This is a genomic window from Pirellulales bacterium, assembly GCA_033762255.1.
GTDB lineage: Bacteria > Planctomycetota > Planctomycetia > Pirellulales > JALHPA01 > JANRLT01.
In genome coordinates this window covers 1-18,655 of record JANRLT010000042.1, presented here as the reverse complement: position 1 = coordinate 18,655, position 18,655 = coordinate 1, and the positions used below count along the sequence as shown (strand labels likewise).

The following is an 18,655-nucleotide window of genomic DNA, read 5'->3' as shown; positions in this document are numbered from 1 at the left end:
ATGCCCCTGTTGACAACACTTCTTCCTTTTGACCGCCGCTGGCGGTTGGCCCCGATCCTGGTCGCGCTGTTTTTGGCGGGAGGAGCCATTCTAGAGAGCTGGACCCCGCGTGGCCTCCCAGCCGCCGATGCACAAAATAACTCCACCGACTGGCCCCAATGGAGGGGCCCCAACCGGGACGGCATTTCCCCCCTTCAGGGGCTAAAAACCGATTGGACCGGCGGTCTGAATGTCGCTTGGCAGGTTAACAACCTCGGGGATGGTTACGCCAGCCTGGCGATCCAGGGGGACCGCATTTACACCATGGGCGAACAGCAGAACACAGAATTTTTGATGGCTTTGAACCGCGAAGGAGGGGCAAAACTGTGGGAAACCTCTGTCGGTGGGCATTCGGACAATGGAGGATACCCCGGCCCCCGCTGCACGCCGACGGCGGACGGCGAGCGGGTTTATGCCCTAGGCTCGCGGGGAGATTTGGTTTGCGTGAATGCCGTGGATGGATCGGAAATTTGGCGTAAATCGCTATCGCGGGACTTTAAAGGCAAGATGATGAGCGGCTGGGGCTATACCGAATGCCCCCTGGTCGATGGGGATGCGCTCATCTGCACACCCGGCGGCAAAGAGCACACGGTCGTAGCCTTGAATAAACTTACTGGCGAAACCCTGTGGAGCTGCGCCGTCCCGGACGAAGGGGACGCCGGCAAAGCAGGGGCTGGCTACAGTAGTTGTGTGATCGCCAATTGCGGCGGAGTCAAGCAGTATGTGCAACTGCTGGGCCGGGGGCTGGTCGGTATTGATGCCGCCACTGGCAAGCTGTTGTGGACGTATAACCGGGTCGCGGGTAAGGTGGCCAATATCCCCACGCCGGTGGTGCGTGGGGATTATGTCTTTGGCAGCACCGGTTATGGGGATGGTGGGGCGGCGCTGGTAAAAATCGTCAAAAATGGCGAACAACTGGCCGCCGAAGAGGTCTATTACCTGAGTGCCGAGGAATTCCGCAATCATCATGGGGGGATGATCCTGATTGGGGATTATATTTACGGGGGAGATGGCCAAAACAAGGGCTTTCCCACCTGCCTGGAATTTTTGACCGGCAAGCGCGCCTGGGGCGAAAAGAAAATTCGGGGACCGGGAGAAGGCTCGGCAGCGATCATTGCCGCCGATGGTTACATCATTTGGCGGTACCAGAATGGCCTGCTTGCCCTGATCCCCGCCAATCCCCAAAAGTACGAGGTCACCGCGACGTTTCAACTCCCCACCAGTGACAAACCCAGTTGGCCCCACCCTGCCATCGCAGGGGATAAATTGTACATCCGCGACCAGGGAGCGTTGTATTGCTACGAATTAAAGTAGGGAATGCTGGAGAAGTAGAGTTTGGAGGAATGGAGTGAAGCGTTTCCAAAGCCGCCGATGGTATCGGCGGTATTTGGGTGATTAGCGCTGGATTGGTTTGAGAAGGAGTAAAATACACTCATCACGGAGCCACGGAGTAAAATACCGAAGTACACGGAGAAGATTTTTTTAGAGAAGATTGTAGGAGTCGCCGTACCAAATCTGAGATTTGAAATCTCAGATTTGAGATTTCCATCTGCCACCCAACCCCATCCCCTTGTGACTGCCTCTTCAATTCTTAATTCTTAAATTTTCATTCTTAATTGCCACGACCCCCGGAGTTTTTCTTGCCCAAGATTGAACCGCGTACGCTTAAAGGTTTTCGCGATTATTTGCCCGAAGCGATGATCCCCCGCGAGTGGCTCATGGAGACCGCGCGCCGCGTCTATCGCTCTTTTGGCTTTAGTCCCATCGACACCCCCGCCCTCGAATACCTCGAGATCTTGCTAGGCAAGGGAAGTGACGAGACTGATAAGCAATTGTATCGGTTTAAGGATCATGGCGATCGCGATGTCGGCCTGCGGTTTGACCTAACCGTGCCGCTAGCCCGTTTTACCGCGCAGTACCAGGCGCAGCTTCCCCTACCGTTCAAGCGATACCACATCGCCCCGGTCTGGCGGGGCGAAAACACCCAAAAAGGGCGATACCGCGAATTTTTGCAGTGCGACTTTGACACGATCGGCACCTTGTCAATTGCCGCCGATATCGAGGCCGCGCTCGTCATTCACGAGTTGCTCACGGCCATCGGCATCCAGCGGTTCACGATCCGCCTCAACAATCGCCGCGTCCTCAATGGTCTGTTGGAGAAACAGGGCCTGCTGGAAAAATCCGTTCCCGTCCTGCGGGCCATCGACAAACTGGGCAAAATTGGCCCGGCCGGCGTCCTGGCGGAGCTTGCTTCCACCGCTCAGTGCACCACCTCGCAGGCTGATAACGTCCTGCGGCTGGCCGAACTTTCCGGGACCAACGAGCAAATCCTGGCTGAGCTGCAATCCCTGGTAGCGGGCAACCCCCTCGGTGAATCGGGAGTCGCCCAACTGCGGGAAGTGCTTGCCGGCGTGGCGGCGGGGGGAGTTCCGGCGGAACGGATTCAACTGGATGTCTCAATCGCGCGGGGGCTGGATTATTACACGGGAACGATTTACGAAACGATTCTCAATGATCTGCCCGGGATCGGCAGCGTCTGCAGCGGCGGGCGGTACGATAATCTGGCCGAATTGTACACCAACCAGCAACTCCCTGGCATCGGCGCGTCCCTTGGTCTGGATCGCCTGTTGGCCGCGCTCGAGGAACTGGGCCTATTGCCCCGGGTTGCCACGCCCGCGCCGGTGTTAATTGCCTATTTTGACACGGGGCGGTTGGCCGATTATTTGCAGTTGGCGGCCAGAATCAGGGGGGCGGGAATCGGCGTGGAGGTCTTTCCCGACCCCAAAAAGCTGGGCCAGCAACTTAAATATGCCGACCGGCGGGGTTTTACGCTGGCGGTGATCGCCGGAGAGCAGGAATTTGCCGCGGGGACGGTGCAAATTAAGCAGTTGCAAAGTGGCGAAAGTGTAACGGCCTCTTTGACCGCGCCAGGAGAATTAGAAACCCAGATACAGAATATGCTGAGTGAAACCGCGGGAGGAGATTCCATCGCCAAATAGGTCAGCCGCGGAGTGCTACATTCGCGAATTTAGATAATACTTTTATCACGGAGTAACGAGAGCACACACCGAGTTGCACGGAGAATCCCAAAGACATGGAACACTGATGACGCGGATTTGAATGGATTACCACAGATAGTTTGATTGATCACTGTTCCCTTATAATCCGTACTACTAAACTTTCAAACCTTCGCAAGGTGCAAAGATTATTCGTTGACTAAACATTTGCGGGCCAAAGGCCTGACCGATCCCAGCCTAGGGCAAGCGCAGCGTCCCCCTAGGTAAAGGGAAAGAAATAAATGGAAGGGCCAACGGCCCGATTCATTCAGTTCGACAAGCGAATATAGCTATCAGTTCCCCTGGGTTTGGGGCTGAAGCCCGAACTACGTTTCATTCGCGTGTATCCGTGGCAAATAAGATTTTTTAGCCACGGATGGGCACTGGATGTTCAAGGCTGCGAAAAAACTAATGGGTGGGACCAGCCACCAAGAAATTTGCCATTCGATCAATTTTGTCCCGGCGCTATCACTCCAGTGGGCTCGCAAAAGTTACTTTACTTCTTCTTCCCCCCATGACGCAGAATTTTTCCACACGACGTCAATTCCTGAGGTCCACGACCGCTTGGGGACTTTCCAGCAGCGCCCTGGCATTGCATTTATCGGCGGATAGAGCCAGCGGCGCGGACCAGCCCCCGGTCCCGGCGACCGCCGCACCAGGACCGCCGCGGGACACGGCCGACAAAATTATCCCTGGCAAGGATGCGCGCCTAATCGTGCACAGCCCTCGTCCAGGCGAGATCGAGACCCCGCTGGAACTCTTGCGCGCACACTCAGTAACGCCACAGGAACTAATGTTTGTCCGCAACAACCAATTTCCGGCGGACGCCCTGACGCTTGAGCCAGACCCCAATGCCGCCGCTTGGTCGCTGTCCATCGGCGGAATGCCCACCCCCGTGGTGGCCACCACCGTGGAGCAGTTGCGGGAACTTCCCCAGACAGAGTTGGAAGTGGTGCTGCAATGCTCTGGCAATAGCCGCTCCCTGTTTCATTCCGCCGCCCCCGTGGAGGGAGTTCCTTGGCAACAGGGAGCCATGGCTAATGTGGTGTTTGGGGGCGTGCGCTTGCAGGATCTTTTTCGGCACTTAAAAATAACTCCCCCCCCGGACGCGCGATTTCTAACCGCCGCCGGCGCCGATCCGATCTATAAACCCGGCAGCGACGATTTTGAACATAGCGTCCCCCTGGCCGACGCGCTTGCGCGGGGACTGCTGGCCCTGACGCTTAATGGCGGGCCGCTTCCCCGGGTGCATGGGGGACCGCTGCGGCTGGTCATGCCGGGGTACTATGCCACGATGCATGTTAAATGGCTAAATAATCTCTTGCTGGCCGATCAAGAGTCCACTAACCACCACCATGTTGGCCGTTATCGCACGCCGCTCGAACCGATTGCGCCGGGCCAAAAGTTTACCTCCACCCTAGCTAACAGCGAACCGAACTGGCGGATGAAAATCAAAAGTGTGATCTTTGCCCCGCTGCCGGGGGAACAGTTGCGTCCTGATCAGCGGGGACAAGTCGAACTTCGCGGAGTCGCCTGGAACGATGGCCGCAGCCCGCTGGAAACAGTGCAACTCTCCTTGGATGAAGGGCGCACCTGGCTAACCACCGAACTGGCTTCTCCCGCCAGTCCCTATGCCTGGCATCCCTGGCGCTTGGCCGTCAAATTATTGCCGGGAAAGCATACGCTCCTCGCTCGCGCGATCGACGCCCTGGGCCGGACACAGCCGCGGGATGGCGCGACCGCCGCCTGGAATCCCGCGGGTTACGCCTGGAACGGCGTGGATACAGTCACTTTTACCGTGGGCTAAGCCGCACAACCGGGGTGCTCATCGCTTAATGCGCCTTGTGTCATGCCGCATGATCGTTCTGCCGGTCCCGTTCTCAATTTTTTGTTTTTGTGATTTCCCTTCACTCGATGCCCAAGAAACGGTTACTCACTCCCGGTCCCACCCAAGTTCCCGAAGCCGCGCTTCTGTCCCTGGCGCGGCAGGTCACGCATCATCGCACTCCGGAGTTTGTCGGCACGTTTGCCGCGGTTCAGCGCGGTTTGCAAGCGGTGCTGCGGACCGCCGAAGATGTCATTGTGCTGGCAGGGTCGGGGACCGCGGGCATGGAGGCCGCCCTGGTCAACAGCGTCCCTCGCGGCGGAAAAGTCCTGGTTCTCAATGCCGGCGTCTTTGCCCAACGCTGGGCCAAATTGGCGGCGGCCTTTGACATTGAGGTGCTGGAACACACGGTCCCCTGGGGGCAGGCTGTGGATCCCGCGGACGTCCGGCGGTTGCTTGTTCAGCATCCCGGCCTGCATGCCGTCTGCGGCACCCTCATGGAAAGCAGCACTGGCGTCGCGCATGATGTCCGGGCAATTGGCGAAATTGTAAGCCACAGCAACGCCCTCTGGATCGTGGATGGCATTAGCGGTGTCGGCGTGCAAGAGTGCCGGATGGATGAGTGGGGGGTTGATGTGCTGGTGGTGGGGGGACAAAAAGCGCTGATGCTTCCACCCGGTTTGGCGATCGTCGCGGCTAGCCAAAAGGCCTGGCAGGCGATGGAACAAATCCGCCCCCAGGCGTTTTATTTGGATTTGCGGCTACATCGCGAAAAGCTTCGCTCGGCGGGGAGCACTCCCTGGACCCCGGCGCATACGCTCATCGGGGCGTTAGCGCAGACATTGCCCGTATTGACCGAACCGGGCATGGAGGCCGTCTGGCGGCATGCCCGACGGCTGGGCGCGGCGGCGCGCGCGGGGGGAGCGGCCATTGGCTGGCGAACCTTTGCCCTTCGGCCCGCGGACGGCATGACGGCCTTTGCCGTGCCACCCGGCGTGGACGCAACCCAGTTTTTGGCCATTTTAGAACGGCGTTACGGTGTAAAACTGGCTGCGGGACAGTTATCCCTCAAAGGGCAAATTGTCCGTCTGGCGCACATGGGCCTCATTGACGAGTTGGATATCCTGAGCGCGCTGGCAGGCATGGAACTTGTCATGGCCGAACTGGGCCAGCCAGTCACGCTGGGAAGCGGCGTCGCCGCCGCCAGCCAGGTCTTGCTGGCGGGGCTAGAGTGAAGTCAGAAGAATGAATGGTGGTCAATCAGGGGTCTGTATTCCGCGTTCCCACGAACCCCTATCCCCTGCCCTCCCTCCTCCCTACAGCATACTCTCAAGCAGCAGGCGCAGTTTACGCAATTCCCCGTGATGATCGATGTCTTCTTGGGGCGTGATATGCACCGAGAGGGCGTGATTGTACTTCTGCAATTCCAACGAAGCGATAATCTTGCCGTATTCGATCTCTCCCTGGCCCACCTTGACCTGAAAGCGGTCCTTTTTGGTGTCGCGCAAATGAACATGGACAACGTACTTTAGCAATTGGTCATAAGACCGGCCGTTCCAGGGACCACAAACATAATGACTGGGGTCCAGCGTGATCCCCAATCCTTTGACATTGTCGCACAGAGCGACCGCGGTGTCGGGATTCTCGGTCAGGGTGCCCACTTCGGTCTTTAGCCCGACCAAGATGCCATCGACCGAGGCGATCTGCACTAGTTGCTTGAGTCGTTCAATCTCTTGATTAAACGGCGTCCCCAGTTCCGCGGCGGGGACCGTTAGCGTGACCACCTTGGTGGCTTTGGCCAATTTGCAGACCGCGGCAAAATGCGCGTAGTAATTCTCGTCTTGGGGCCAATCCAGTGAATAAGAAGCCAGCGTCAGTCGATGGGTGTCCCGGCACAGCTTGATGGACCGCTCGGTATCGGCGGCGACTAACGCCGGCGTAAGATATTTGCCGCCAGCCGTAGCCCAAGTGCTGGTGGCCGTCCAGGGAATTGATCCCGACCAAGACGACATCCCTCCCTGGCCTTCCGCGGCGGGGGCTGGCGCGGGACGAGGCTCATGCAGGGCAATTTCGACACTGGTATATTCCAGGTCGGCAAAGCGCTCGATCGCTTCGACAATTCCCAATTCTGGCAAACACTCCGTACTGGCCGCGACAAACACGCGCACACTCCTTTGAAACGCCCATAATCTACCCACATTTACTAGCCAGTAGCATACCCCCGCGGGACTCTTCTGACAACAGGCCCAACTTGTCCGCATCCTCCTAGCGACGTGCTAGCGCGCCAAATCAGCGGAGTTGCGGAGCAGCACCATCCCCTGACACTTCTCGGATTAACGCGTCGCGGTTGGCCGCAGCGGGGCATCGTCGCTGTCCGTCCCCCTGATGACCTCTCTCGCGGGAAGGACCCGCCATTCCCGTCTTTTATCAAAAAATCTTGTCGAGTCGGGCAAAAACATCCAAAATACCCAAGAATTCAGCAGGCTAAAAGAATAAACTGTCCCTAGGCCCCGTCGCAAGCGGCGTTTTTTGCGCCTGGTTGGGCCTCACCGCTGTTTACCAACTGGCATTCCCTTTTTGCGAAAGTCCTCGCGCATGGATACTCCCGCGAACGCGCCCCAACCAGAAAACACCCCGACGCCTCCTCCTGCGGCTACTTCCACCCCCACGGCGGGTGCCGCCGGCACCCCCCCCAGCCCTTCCCGCCCGGCGTCCGGACCGGCCCTCGAGCCGGTGACTATCGTGCCCGAGGGGGCCGCCTCGACCATGCGCGTGGAACTGGTACAGGGGACCTGGTGGGGGCGCTTTGGCACGCGAATCGCCTGGGTGATCGCCGGTTTTTGCCTGTTGTCCATGCTGGGCGTCTTTTGGCAATACCAGCGCTACCTCAACCCCAACCCGCAAATCACCGAACATTTTTTTGAAATTGATCCCGCGCTGCGGGCCAGTCAGCTTTTGGCCACGGACAAAATCGCCATCATCACAATTGAAGGGACCATTCTACAGACCGACGGCTTTGCCCGCTGGCAAATCGATCAGGTCCGCAACGACCCCGCGGTTAAGGCGATCGTCCTGCGGATCGACTCCCCCGGCGGCACCGTCAACGCCAGCCATTACCTGTGGCACCGCGTCAACCAGCTAAAGGAACAACGCAACCTGCCGGTCGTGGTCAGCATGGGCGGCATGTGCGCCAGCGGAGGTTACTACATCGCCATGGCGGCCAATCCCCCGTCCAAGGAAGTCATCTATGCCGAGCCGACCACCTGGACCGGCTCGATCGGCGTGATGATTCCCCATTATGACGTGTCGCGGCTGCTGGACGACTGGCGGATCAAAGATGACAGCATTGTCAGCCACCCGCTCAAAAACGCCGGCAGCATGACCAAGGAATTTACCCCTGAAGAACGCAAAATTTTTCAGGAACTGGTCAATTCCTCATTTCAAGACTTTAAGGACATTGTCAAAGGGGGCCGACCAAAGTTCATGACCGACGAGGAAGCCCTGAACGCCGTGGCCACCGGGCAGGTCTTTACCGCCAAACAAGCCCTGGCCAACGGATTGGTCGATAAGCTGGGCTACCTGGAGGACGCCGTCAAACAAGCCGCGGCCCTGGCCAATCTGACCGATCCCAAGCAGTACCGCGCCGTCCGCTACACCGCCCCGCGCGGTCTGTTTGATGATATGTTCGGCGGACTCTTGGGCCAGAGTGGCAATGGCCCGGCCCCAGGACATTTCACGGGGGACATGGGGACAACAATGACCTCCAGCGGCAGCCAGACTGGCGCCACCGCGTCCCTGGCCATCCAGACCGCCGCCGAGATCCTGCAACCCGGCCCCCCACGGGCGTACTACCTGTGCACCGGCTGGCCGGGCCTGGGTGGGTGGTAATGGGTACTTAGCAAGATTATGACAGAATACTAACATTTCGCCAAAAATTTTTCGCGCGCTCTAGCACCGCAAATTGAATCGTTCCCCGAAGCATAAATCGTTGGAGCGGGTGGAGTTTTCAACTATACTCAGAGAGAATGGTTCACTTACCCGGCACCCAGTGAACAGCCGCCTAATTCGCTTTCTAGTTAAACGTAGAGCGACTAGCAATTTGTTAAGGCACCTAGCATTCATGGGTTATTTCCGGCTGACGCAACCGCGTTGCGGTAGAATTTTTTGCTTACCGTTTTCCCTGGATAGCCGCTGCGCGGCAATTCAGGGCTGAGTTCCGTAACCGCTTCGCGGTACTACTCTACCGCAACGCGCCCTGATCATTGGTAATACAGTGTATCAAAGCCCACGGGTTGGAGCGCAGCGAACAACCCTGGGAAAAAGGACAAAACCAATGATCTCCTACTCCAACGGAGTTGCGGAATCCTTTGGTAAGCTGGGTAAAAACCGCGCTATGATTACTTGCGGTTAGTATAATGTATATCGAGCAGTTGACTTGGTCCCGGAGACGCGCGAGTGCTGCGGGCCAGATAAGAGACACCCACAGAAGAGATAGCCAGGGAAGAGACATTAACCGAAGAGACATCCACCAGAGTCACTCAAATTACGCTAGAGGGGCAAGAAAATGATCATGCAGAAAAATCGTTCAACGACAATGTCACGCCACACCTGCGCTATGCGCCTACTCGCGGCAATTGTCGTGGCGGCGGGTGTGCTAAGCCTGGCGTGGCAACCTGTCCATGCGGCCGTCCTCACCGCCTCCGATGGCGCAGGGGTTGATCGGTTCGGACATTCCGTGAGCTTGTCAGGCACGACCGGGCTGGTCGGGGCTTACTGGGACGACATCGGGTCGACTGTCGATCAAGGCTCGGCTTACGTTTTCCGCAACCTCGGCACCGCCAACGGCACGGTCAACGAGCAGGTCAAGCTGGTCGCCTCCGACGGCGCGGGGGGTGACAGTTTCGGCTGGTCCGTAAGTCTGTCAGGCACAACCGGCCTGGTCGGGGCTGTGAGGGACACGATCGGGTCGAACACTGCTCAAGGCTCGGCCTACGTCTTCCGCAACTTGGGCACCGCCACCGGTACAGTCAACGAGAATGCCAAGCTCACCGCCTCCGACGGCGCGAGATCAGACCAATTCGGCAGATCCGTGAGTCTGTCGGGCACGATCGGGCTGATCGGGGCTTACTCGGACGACATCGGGGCGAACAGAGCTCAAGGCTCGGCCTACGTCTTCCGCAACCTCGACACCGCCACCGGCACGGTCACGCAGCACGTCAAGCTGGTCGCCTCCGACGGCGCAGCGGATGACTCGTTCGGCTCTTCTGTGAGCCTGTCGGGGACGATCGGCCTGGTCGGGGCTTACGCGGATGGCACCGGGGCGAGCTTCAATCAAGGCTCGGCCTACGTCTTTCGCAACCTCCACACCGCCAGCGGCACGGTCACGCAGCACGTCAAACTCACCGCCTTCGACACGGCGGAGGATGACTACTTCGGCCATTCCGTAAGCTTGTCGGGCACGATTGGCCTAGTCGGAGCTTACCAGGACGACATCGGGCCGAACAGCGATCAAGGCTCGGCCTACGTCTTCCGCAACCTCCACACCGCCAGCGGCACAGTCAACCAGAACGTCAAGCTGGTTGCTTCCGATGGTGCGCGGGATGATGATTTCGGCTATTCCGTGAGCCTGTCGGGCACGACCGGGCTGATCGGGGCTTACTCGGACGACATCGGGGCGAGCTTCAATCAAGGCTCGGCCTACGTCTTCCGCAACCTCGACACCGCCAGCCTTACTGTCACGCAGCACGTCAAATTGGTCGCCTCCGACGGCGCTGGGAGTGATAGCTTCGGCAGCTCTGTGAGCCTGGCGGGTGACGCGTTCACCATCGGTGCCTTTGGCAAAAACTTGGGTACAGGCCGCGCTTACACCGGGACGGTCAGCTCCGTTACCACACTGGACGAAGGCAACGCTAGCCGGACGATCGACGGCATCAGCTTTATCTCGCGGGACGACTGGATCATTGGCCAGACCACCAGCGACAACCAAGTGACCCTGCTCGCCGGTAACACAGGCGACGTCACCGCCGCAGGCAAGGCCGTTTATGTGGGGCAGAACGCCGGGTCGAACGACAACACGCTAGTCATCGCCGGCACGCTGACCGCCAGCCAGGTCAACGTCGGCACCGCGGGGAACACCGGCAACATGCTGCTCGTCAACGGCACGCTCAACGGCGGCGGCACGGTAACGGTCGCCAGTAACGCGACGCTCGCCGGCGCGGGCTTTATCGTCGGCAATGTCGTCAACGCTGGCCTGTTCTCCCCCGGCAACTCGCCGGGCGTCATGAGCATCACCGGTAACCTCTTGGGCAGCGGGGATTACCTGATGGAGATCGAATCGCTGTCGAGCTTCGACCAGATCAATCTTACCGGCGCGCTGAGCTTCAACGACTCGATCATCCGTATCGACCTTGGCGGCTACACACCTGTGCTCGACGACAGTTTCGACCTGTTCGACTTTGCAGGCACAATCGGCGGGTCGTGGAGCTTCGACTTCACGCAGGCCCCGCTAACGGCCGGGTTGACGTGGGACACCAACACCTTCGCCACGACCGGCAGCATCAGCGTGGTTCCGGAGCCCAGCGTTTGGTTCCTGGGCGGCTTGGCCACGATCGGCCTGAGCCTACTGCGCTTGTTGTCCATTCCCACACTTGGGCGGAAATAACCGCGAAATCCAGGCTTGCTGCCCAGCGGCTACTCCAGGGAATACGGCTGGACTGAACCTGACGTAGAAGCCATCCTATTTGGATACTGGTAAGGAATTGTTCCCCCTACCCCCCGCTCAGGCGCCTCTTGGCTTGGGCGGAGATGGCCACGACGGCGGGGTGTTTCAGTTTGCGTTCGGCGGACAGGGCGTAGAACCGTTCCGACACGCCCGAGACCCGGCCCACGAACTCGACGCCGTACATGGTTTGCACCTCGGCCTGGATAACCTCCGGAATGACAAACAGGCCCGCCCCCGCCCGTCCCGCGATCTTGAGCATGGCGCTGTCGTCAAATTCGGCCCGGATGTCCGGCCGCAGGGAATGATCCCCAAACCAGCCCTCGAGCGACCGCCGCAATACCGATTGTTCCGTCGGCAATAAAAACGGCGCGTGGTCCAGCGAGCCGGGGTAACCCTCGCGATACTTTTCGGCCAGCTTGCGGGTCCCCACCACGATCGCCGCGGACTCCCCCAACAGATGCGAATACGCGCGAATCTTGAACGCGGGATCCAGCGGCGTGTCCGACAATACCACATCCAACTGGTGCACGCCCAGATCGGCCGCTAGCCGCGTCAGGCTTCCTTCTTGGCAGATCAGCCGCAACCGTTCCGGCTGCTGCAGGGCTGGCTCTAATAGCTGATACGCGACTAGCTTGGGCATGACATCCTTGATCCCCACGCGCAACAAGCGGGGGTGGCCGCTGGGTTCGCCCCGCAGGACCTCTTGCAGTTCGCGCCCCTGGGCAAAGATATCGCGGGCATAGCGAAAGACGGTCTCGCCGACGTCGGTGACGGCCAGTCCGCGTCCGGCTTTGCGAAAAAGCTTGACGCCGAGGGATTTTTCCAGTTCGCGGATCTGGATGCTGACCGTGGCGGGGGTCACGTGCAGGAGTTCGCTAGCGCGGCTGATGCTGCCTTCTTGGGCGGTAAGCCAAAAGTACTGCAAATGATGGTAGTTCAGCCAATCCACGGTTCACCTATTGTTTGAATAATTCAACGCATGTTGAACTGATAATTTAGTATTTCAAAACAATTTCTGCCGTATAAGTATAGTGTGGTTGTAAAGAATTCCAACTCTATTTGGGAGACAGTCATGAAAATTTTGTTCAGGACGAGCGGGGTGGAGTTTTCTTCAGCGGAGCAAACCCTGGCGGAGCGAAAGCTGCAATTTGCGCTTAGTAATTTTGCGCGGCATTTTCAGCGGGTAAATGTGTTTCTGTCGGACGTGAACGGGGCCAAGGGGGGAGAGGACAAACTGTGCCGGATCGTCCTGCACTTGCGCAGGCAGCCTTCGTTAGTCATTGAGGAACGGGCCTGCGATATCCTGCCGGTGATTGACTTGGCCGCTGAGCGGGCGGGGCAGGTGCTGGGTCGCAAGGTTGAACGCCGCCGGGCCCCTTCTTCCGCCACCAGCATGTCGGGGGAATCGTGGCGGCGGAATTAACCGCGTCGGTTTTCCCCCATTTTCGGCCCAGGTAAATCGTTATCCTGGGCCCGCGAGGGGGGGCATATTGCATTTTTTTCCAGGAGGTACCCAACATGAAATGTCCCGCGTGTGAAAATCAATTACAGATGTCGACGCGCGAAGGTATTGAAATTGATTATTGTCCCACGTGCCGGGGAGTCTGGCTGGACCGTGGCGAGTTGGACAAATTGATCGAGCGGTCCAACCGACCCGCGGGTCCGGGGGAGGGAAGCCGTCGAAGGGTTGATGATGACGACGATGACTTTGATGATGATAATATGCGCGGCGGTCGGCGTGGCTCTGAACAATTTGATTCGCATCATCCCCGGAAAAAGCGGGAGTCGTTTTGGAGCGAGTTTTTTGACTTTGGCTAGTCACGTTGGTTTATCTGTTTTCTCTCCTTTTTTACGGAACGCAGGATGCCCCAGGTTACTTTACCGGAGCCAGATTATTCAGTGGCGGCGCATCACCTCTCAACGGAAGATGTGATCGCCCATGCCGGCGTATTGCTTGACACTGGCTTAAGCCAGTCGGCGGCGACTGCCAGGCTGGCCCAGGCGGGCCTGAATCAACTGGCGGCCCCCCCGGCCCCGTCCTGGTGGCTGCAATGCCTGGCGCAGGTGCATGAAGTGGTGGTCTGGCTGTTACTAAGCGCGGCGGTCATCGCGGCGATCTTGGGGGAGTGGATTGACACGCTGGCGATCTTGGGGATTGTGGTGCTCAATGCCGCCTTGGGGATTTTTCAACAACGCAAGGCCGAGCGGGCGCTGGCGGCCTTGCGACAGCTTTCCGCCCCGACGGCCAAAGTGCTGCGGGATGGCATTTTGCAAAAGCTACCCGCCGCCGAAATTGTGCCCGGGGATTTAATCGAACTTGAGGCCGGAGATCAGGTTCCCGCCGACGCCCGGCTGGTTAGTTCGTTCAGTTTACGCGCCGCCGAAGCGACCTTAACGGGAGAATCGGTCCCGGTGGATAAAACGGCCGCTGTCATCCTGCCGGAAGAAACCCCCTTGGCCGAGCGCCGCAACATCGTGTACCAGGGAACGGTGATCGCCGCGGGAAAAGGGACCGCGGTGGTCTATGCCACGGGTATGGAAACGGAGTTGGGCAAGATTGCCAAGCTGCTTGAGGGCCATTCGTGGGAATCGACTCCCCTGCAGCAACGTTTGACGCGACTGGGGCGCGTGTTGGCCGTGATTTGCCTGGGTCTGACGGCGGGGATCGGGATTTTGCAATTAATCCGAGGCGCGGCATGGTTGGAAACTTTGCACTTGGCGGTCAGCCTGGCTGTGGCCGCTATCCCCGAAGGGTTGCCCGCCGCCGTCACCATCACCCTGGCCGTCGGCTTGGAACGCCTGGTCCGCCGCAACGCCATTATTCGTAAACTAGCGGGCGTGGAGACATTAGGCTCTATCACCACCATCTGCACGGACAAGACCGGGACCTTGACCCAGAATGAAATGACCGTGCGCGAGGTTCGCACGCTACGGCAAAGCCTCTCCGTCACGGGAGCGGGATATGCTCCGCAGGGGGAATTGATTTGCAAGGAAACCCAACTCGGCCTGGATGGCGCTATGCCGAGCGCGTTACGGCGGATCCTCGAAATTTCCGCCTGGTGCAACAATACGCAAGTGGTCCCCAGCGCCGAACAACCGGGTCAATGGATCGCCGTGGGAGACCCCACGGAGGCGGCGTTGGTGGTCCTGGCGCGAAAGGGAAACGTGGAATCCGCTTCGCGCGGCGAACTCATTTTTGAGATTCCTTTTGATTCCGAAAGAAAGATGATGTCGGTGGTGGTGCAGCCGAATTCCGGTCAAGCTCTTTTGTGCGCTAAGGGCGCGCCGGAACCACTTTTACAAAAGTGCCAGGCGATTCTGGATGGGGATGCCGTGATCCCCCTGACTGACTCGGCCAAGGATCGCATCTTAGCTGCCGCCACCGAGCTAGGGGGACAGGCGCTGCGCGTGCTGGGTCTGGCTTATCGGCCCTGGTCAAACACGGAAAACCCCGAATTTTCGGAGAAAAACCTGATTTTTGCCGGTCTGGTGGGGATGATCGATCCCCCCCGCGTCGAAGTTAAACAAGCCGTCGCGCAATGCCGCGCGGCGGGCATTCGCCCCGTGATGATTACCGGCGATCATCCCGTGACTGCCTTGGCAATTGCCCGCGAACTGGGGATTGCCGGCGAGCGGGATATTGCCCTGAGTGGCGCGGACCTGGACGCCGCCAATGATGCCCAACTTTTAACTAAGCTGGACCAAACCGCGGTCTTTGCCCGGGTCACCGCCGAGCACAAGCTACGGCTGGTGCGCTTGCTGCGTCACCATGGCAAAGTTGTCGCCATGACCGGCGACGGTGTCAATGACGCCCCGGCGGTAAAGGCCGCCGATATTGGCATTGCCATGGGTCGGACGGGAACGGACGTTACCAAACAAGCGGCCACCATGGTCCTGGCCGATGATAATTTCGCCACCATTATCAAAGCCGTCGAGGAAGGCCGCGGCATCTTTGACAATATTCAAAAATTTATCCATTATCTGTTAGCCGGTAACGCCGGAAAAATTCTCTTTATGTTATTTGCCACGCTGTGGGCCTGGCCGAATCCCCTGTTGGCCGTGCAATTGCTGTGGTTAAACCTGGTTACGGATGGACTTCCAGCGCTGGGCCTGGGGATGGAACCCCCCGAAGCCGGAGTGATGCGCCGCATGCCGCGCGATCCCCGGGCCAACCTCATTAGTTGCTACCAGGCATTATGGATTGCCGCGCATGGATTGTTGACCGCGATGGCGGCCCTGGCGGGCTTTGCGTGGGTGTACCAGGGAGACACCGCCTCGTTATCTGCCGCGCAAGTCGTGGCATTTTGCATCCTGGCATTTTCGCAACTGGCTTATTCTCTGACGTGCCGTAGCCGTACGTTGACATTTTGGAATTTGGGCTGGCAGACCAACCTGCCGCTTTTAACCGCCGTAGCGATCTCCGCCGGTCTGCAACTGGCGATTGTGCTGATTCCCGCCTTGCATCCGTTATTTGGAATCGAGGCCTACCCCGCTGGATATGAATGGCTGCTGATTGCTTGCCTGTCAATATTTCCCGCAGCTATCGTGGAAATGACAAAGCTTTTTGGCCAAAGCATCCGCGAGAGGAGCAATTCTGAAATTTCCCAGCAAGCGCCAATTGCCGAGGATAACTCCAACGCCATCCGCACCGCACAAGCGAGTGGATAAGGGGAAAACGAGGTTGTCAGGTGGAATAGACCCAGCGACCCAAGAGCAAGCTGGGAATGATTAAGACTAAAATCATAACCGCCCCCGCCGCATCGCGCACACTATAGCACACGACAGCGTCTAAAATAATTAATGAACGAAGAGACTGCACCACCGCCAGTTGCACCAATTGCGGGTGGGGATTGGCAATGGCGATCAAGGGCCGCAAGGAGATCAGCCCCGCCAGCGCCAGCCACATGTAACTCCAAATAAGCGGACTGGCTTCGAGCTTTGTCGGTAATGGCGGGTAATCCCGCAACCAATGCGGATTAAACCACAGTACAGCCATGCCCAGCAACATGACCACCCACCCGACGATCAACCGCGTCCGCGCGCTGTATCCAGCTTCACCTGCGGCAAACACCGTCACTCCCATGATGTAAATCCCTAGTCCCGCGGCGATACAAACTTGCCAAAATTCCCACATCGGCACGGCGGTGGACATACCCAAGAGCACATTCAGCGCGCGGCACAGGCCCAGGCAAACAGGTCCCAGGGGCGTGAACTTCAGCACGGCGTTGTAGCTGTGCGCGGTCAATGCCAGGACCGCCGCCGTGGCCATGGGCAAGAAATTTTGTGATAGGGCGCTAGCCGCCACGCTGGCCATCAGTCCCGCCGCAAACAGACCCCACCCCAAACCGCGGGCTGTGGCCAGGGAGATTTTTCCCGCGGGAATGGGCCGCTGGGGACGTTCGATCTCGTCGATTTTTGCGTCAAAAATGTCGTTCCAGACCATTCCCGCCAAATAAATCCCGCTGCTGCAGAGCAATAGCAGGATAAATTGCAAACGCGAGCCGAGGGATGAGTTTTGCCACCACCAATCAGGATTGGCTACCAACCAGCCTAAAAAAATGTCCGCCCAAGCGGAAAACAGATTAGGTAAACGCAAAAGTCGCGCAAGTGCCAAGACCATGAAAAATGCCCGATAAAAGAAGGCAACAGCCAAAGTGCATGGTTATGGCGGAGAATGGCGGAGAAATCAACGCAATTCCATTCCAGGCAGGGGGTGTTGGCTTAACAATTAACACACAATCCCCAGCGGATCGGGGAATTTTAAGAATTTGATGAAGAACGCAAGTCCTTTGAAAATAATATCTTATGCATTACTGGCAAATGTTGTAGAGGTGGAGTGCGTTGACAACGGACGGGGAAAGTTGAAGATGGAATTCATGGTTATGAGCTGGGTGTTGGAGACGGAACTAACTGTCCTCCGGTATCCACCGAGCCATTGAGGGATGGTGGAAGGAAAATTGCAGAAGGCGTCTAAGTGGTTATTTAATAACGACTTAGGAAGTTGAATAGCGTCTTTGGAAGAAATTTTAAAAAATCTTTTCCCAAAGCGTTGACACTCGCCTGCCGATCTGTAATATTCATTCTCCCCTGGAGCGATTGGTGCTCTGTAAAGAGGACCAAACGGTCTGGGGATTTTTATTCTCTGCACGCAAAATATTTTGGTTTTGTAATCAAAAAATTTTGGAACCCATGAACCGCTTGCGGAGCATGGCCGTAATGAGAAGCTCCGGTAAATTTAATCGCCTGATGCAGGTGGTTTTTTTAATGCCGGAATGAGTGGCGGGATTTAGACCCCGCTTGATTTTGATCTTTGACAATTTGGTTGTTGATCTCTTTATTTTTTAGCCAACAGAAGACTGTTGTGGCTGGAAAATGACGGTCACTTTTTGTGATTTTGGTCATTTTCTTAGTCACGCATACAACATCAGACTCCTGGTAATTTTGTTTTTAGCTTACTCCGCAAGGAGTTAAGTTTAAGCATACATAATTGAAGGGTTTGATTCTGGCTCAGAATGAACGTTGGCGGCGTGGATTAGGCATGCAAGTCGAGCGGGTGTAGCAATACATCAGCGGCGGAAGGGACAGTAATGTGTAGATATCAACCCCCGGGACCTGGATAGCTGCGGGAAACTGCAGGTAATACGGGATAACGTCTGTGGACCAAAGGTGTGAGTCCGCCTGGGGACGAGTCTGCATCCTATTAGCTAGTTGGCGGGGTAATGGCCCACCAAGGCTTTGATGGGTAGCGGGTGTGAGAGCACGACCCGCGTCACTGGGACTGAGAACTGCCCAGACACCTACGGGTGGCTGCAGTCGAGGATTTTTGGCAATGAGCGCAAGCTTGACCAAGCGACGCCGCGTGCGGGATGAAGGCCTTCGGGTTGTAAACCGCTGTCAGTGGGGAGGAAAGCTCCGTGAAGAGCGGGGCTTGACTAATCCGCAGAGGAAGTCAGGGCTAAGCTCGTGCCAGCAGCCGCGGTAAGACGAGCCTGACAAACGTTATTCGGAATCACT

Annotated in this window: 12 protein-coding genes and 1 rRNA gene; 10 read left to right on the top strand and 3 right to left on the bottom strand. The window is 57.8% G+C overall.

Annotation, left to right across the window (positions count from 1 at the left end; all coding sequences use genetic code 11):
• The 4 genes from SFX18_12020 to SFX18_12005 all read left to right on the top strand — a co-directional run bounded on the left by SFX18_12020 (position 1) and on the right by SFX18_12005 (position 6,155).
• The gene (locus SFX18_12020) at positions 1-1,353 is read left to right on the top strand and encodes a PQQ-binding-like beta-propeller repeat protein (GenBank protein ID MDX1963874.1); all 1,353 of its coding nucleotides are present in this window, start codon (positions 1-3) and stop codon (positions 1,351-1,353) included.
• A gap of 326 nt (positions 1,354-1,679) precedes the next feature.
• Positions 1,680-3,038: a histidine--tRNA ligase gene (gene hisS / locus SFX18_12015; protein MDX1963873.1), complete on the top strand. Its 1,359-nt coding sequence runs from the start codon at positions 1,680-1,682 to the stop codon at positions 3,036-3,038.
• A gap of 571 nt (positions 3,039-3,609) precedes the next feature.
• Positions 3,610-4,902 carry a sulfite oxidase gene (locus SFX18_12010; protein MDX1963872.1) on the top strand — a complete coding sequence of 431 codons (1,293 nt, stop codon included), beginning with the start codon at positions 3,610-3,612 and terminating at the stop codon, positions 4,900-4,902.
• A 107-nt stretch (positions 4,903-5,009) separates the two neighbouring features.
• Positions 5,010-6,155, top strand: a complete 1,146-nt coding sequence (locus SFX18_12005) for an alanine--glyoxylate aminotransferase family protein (GenBank protein ID MDX1963871.1) — start codon at positions 5,010-5,012, stop codon at positions 6,153-6,155.
• An 81-nt stretch (positions 6,156-6,236) separates the two neighbouring features.
• On the opposite strand, the gene SFX18_12000 is transcribed toward SFX18_12005, so the two are convergent.
• Complete coding sequence (locus tag SFX18_12000) at positions 6,237-7,082, bottom strand: sugar phosphate isomerase/epimerase (GenBank protein MDX1963870.1); 846 nt, start codon at positions 7,080-7,082, stop codon at positions 6,237-6,239.
• Positions 7,083-7,515: 433 nt separating this feature from the next.
• Here SFX18_12000 and sppA point away from each other — a divergent pair, with 433 nt between their 5' ends.
• Complete coding sequence (sppA, locus tag SFX18_11995; protein ID MDX1963869.1) at positions 7,516-8,808, top strand: signal peptide peptidase SppA; 1,293 nt, start codon at positions 7,516-7,518, stop codon at positions 8,806-8,808.
• Positions 8,809-9,490: 682 nt separating this feature from the next.
• Positions 9,491-11,581: an FG-GAP repeat protein gene (locus SFX18_11990; GenBank protein ID MDX1963868.1), complete on the top strand. Its 2,091-nt coding sequence runs from the start codon at positions 9,491-9,493 to the stop codon at positions 11,579-11,581.
• Between the two features lie 106 nt (positions 11,582-11,687).
• Here the strand turns inward: SFX18_11990 and SFX18_11985 are convergent, their stop codons facing one another.
• Entirely contained in the window at positions 11,688-12,590 is a 903-nt protein-coding gene (locus SFX18_11985) for a LysR family transcriptional regulator (GenBank protein ID MDX1963867.1), read from the bottom strand.
• A gap of 123 nt (positions 12,591-12,713) precedes the next feature.
• Between SFX18_11985 and SFX18_11980 the strand changes: the two genes are divergently transcribed.
• From SFX18_11980 to SFX18_11970, 3 genes are all read left to right on the top strand, one after another.
• Positions 12,714-13,064 carry an HPF/RaiA family ribosome-associated protein gene (locus SFX18_11980; protein MDX1963866.1) on the top strand — a complete coding sequence of 117 codons (351 nt, stop codon included), beginning with the start codon at positions 12,714-12,716 and terminating at the stop codon, positions 13,062-13,064.
• Between the two features lie 95 nt (positions 13,065-13,159).
• Positions 13,160-13,459, top strand: coding sequence for a zf-TFIIB domain-containing protein (locus SFX18_11975; GenBank protein ID MDX1963865.1), 300 nt, complete (start codon positions 13,160-13,162; stop codon positions 13,457-13,459).
• Positions 13,460-13,504: 45 nt separating this feature from the next.
• Positions 13,505-16,309 carry a cation-translocating P-type ATPase gene (locus SFX18_11970; GenBank protein ID MDX1963864.1) on the top strand — a complete coding sequence of 935 codons (2,805 nt, stop codon included), beginning with the start codon at positions 13,505-13,507 and terminating at the stop codon, positions 16,307-16,309.
• Positions 16,310-16,325: 16 nt separating this feature from the next.
• On the opposite strand, the gene SFX18_11965 is transcribed toward SFX18_11970, so the two are convergent.
• Entirely contained in the window at positions 16,326-17,261 is a 936-nt protein-coding gene (locus SFX18_11965) for a UbiA family prenyltransferase (protein MDX1963863.1), read from the bottom strand.
• 864 nt (positions 17,262-18,125) lie between these two features.
• On the opposite strand from SFX18_11965, the gene SFX18_11960 reads away from it, so the two are divergent.
• Positions 18,126-18,655, top strand: a 16S ribosomal RNA gene (locus SFX18_11960); the annotation flags it as partial.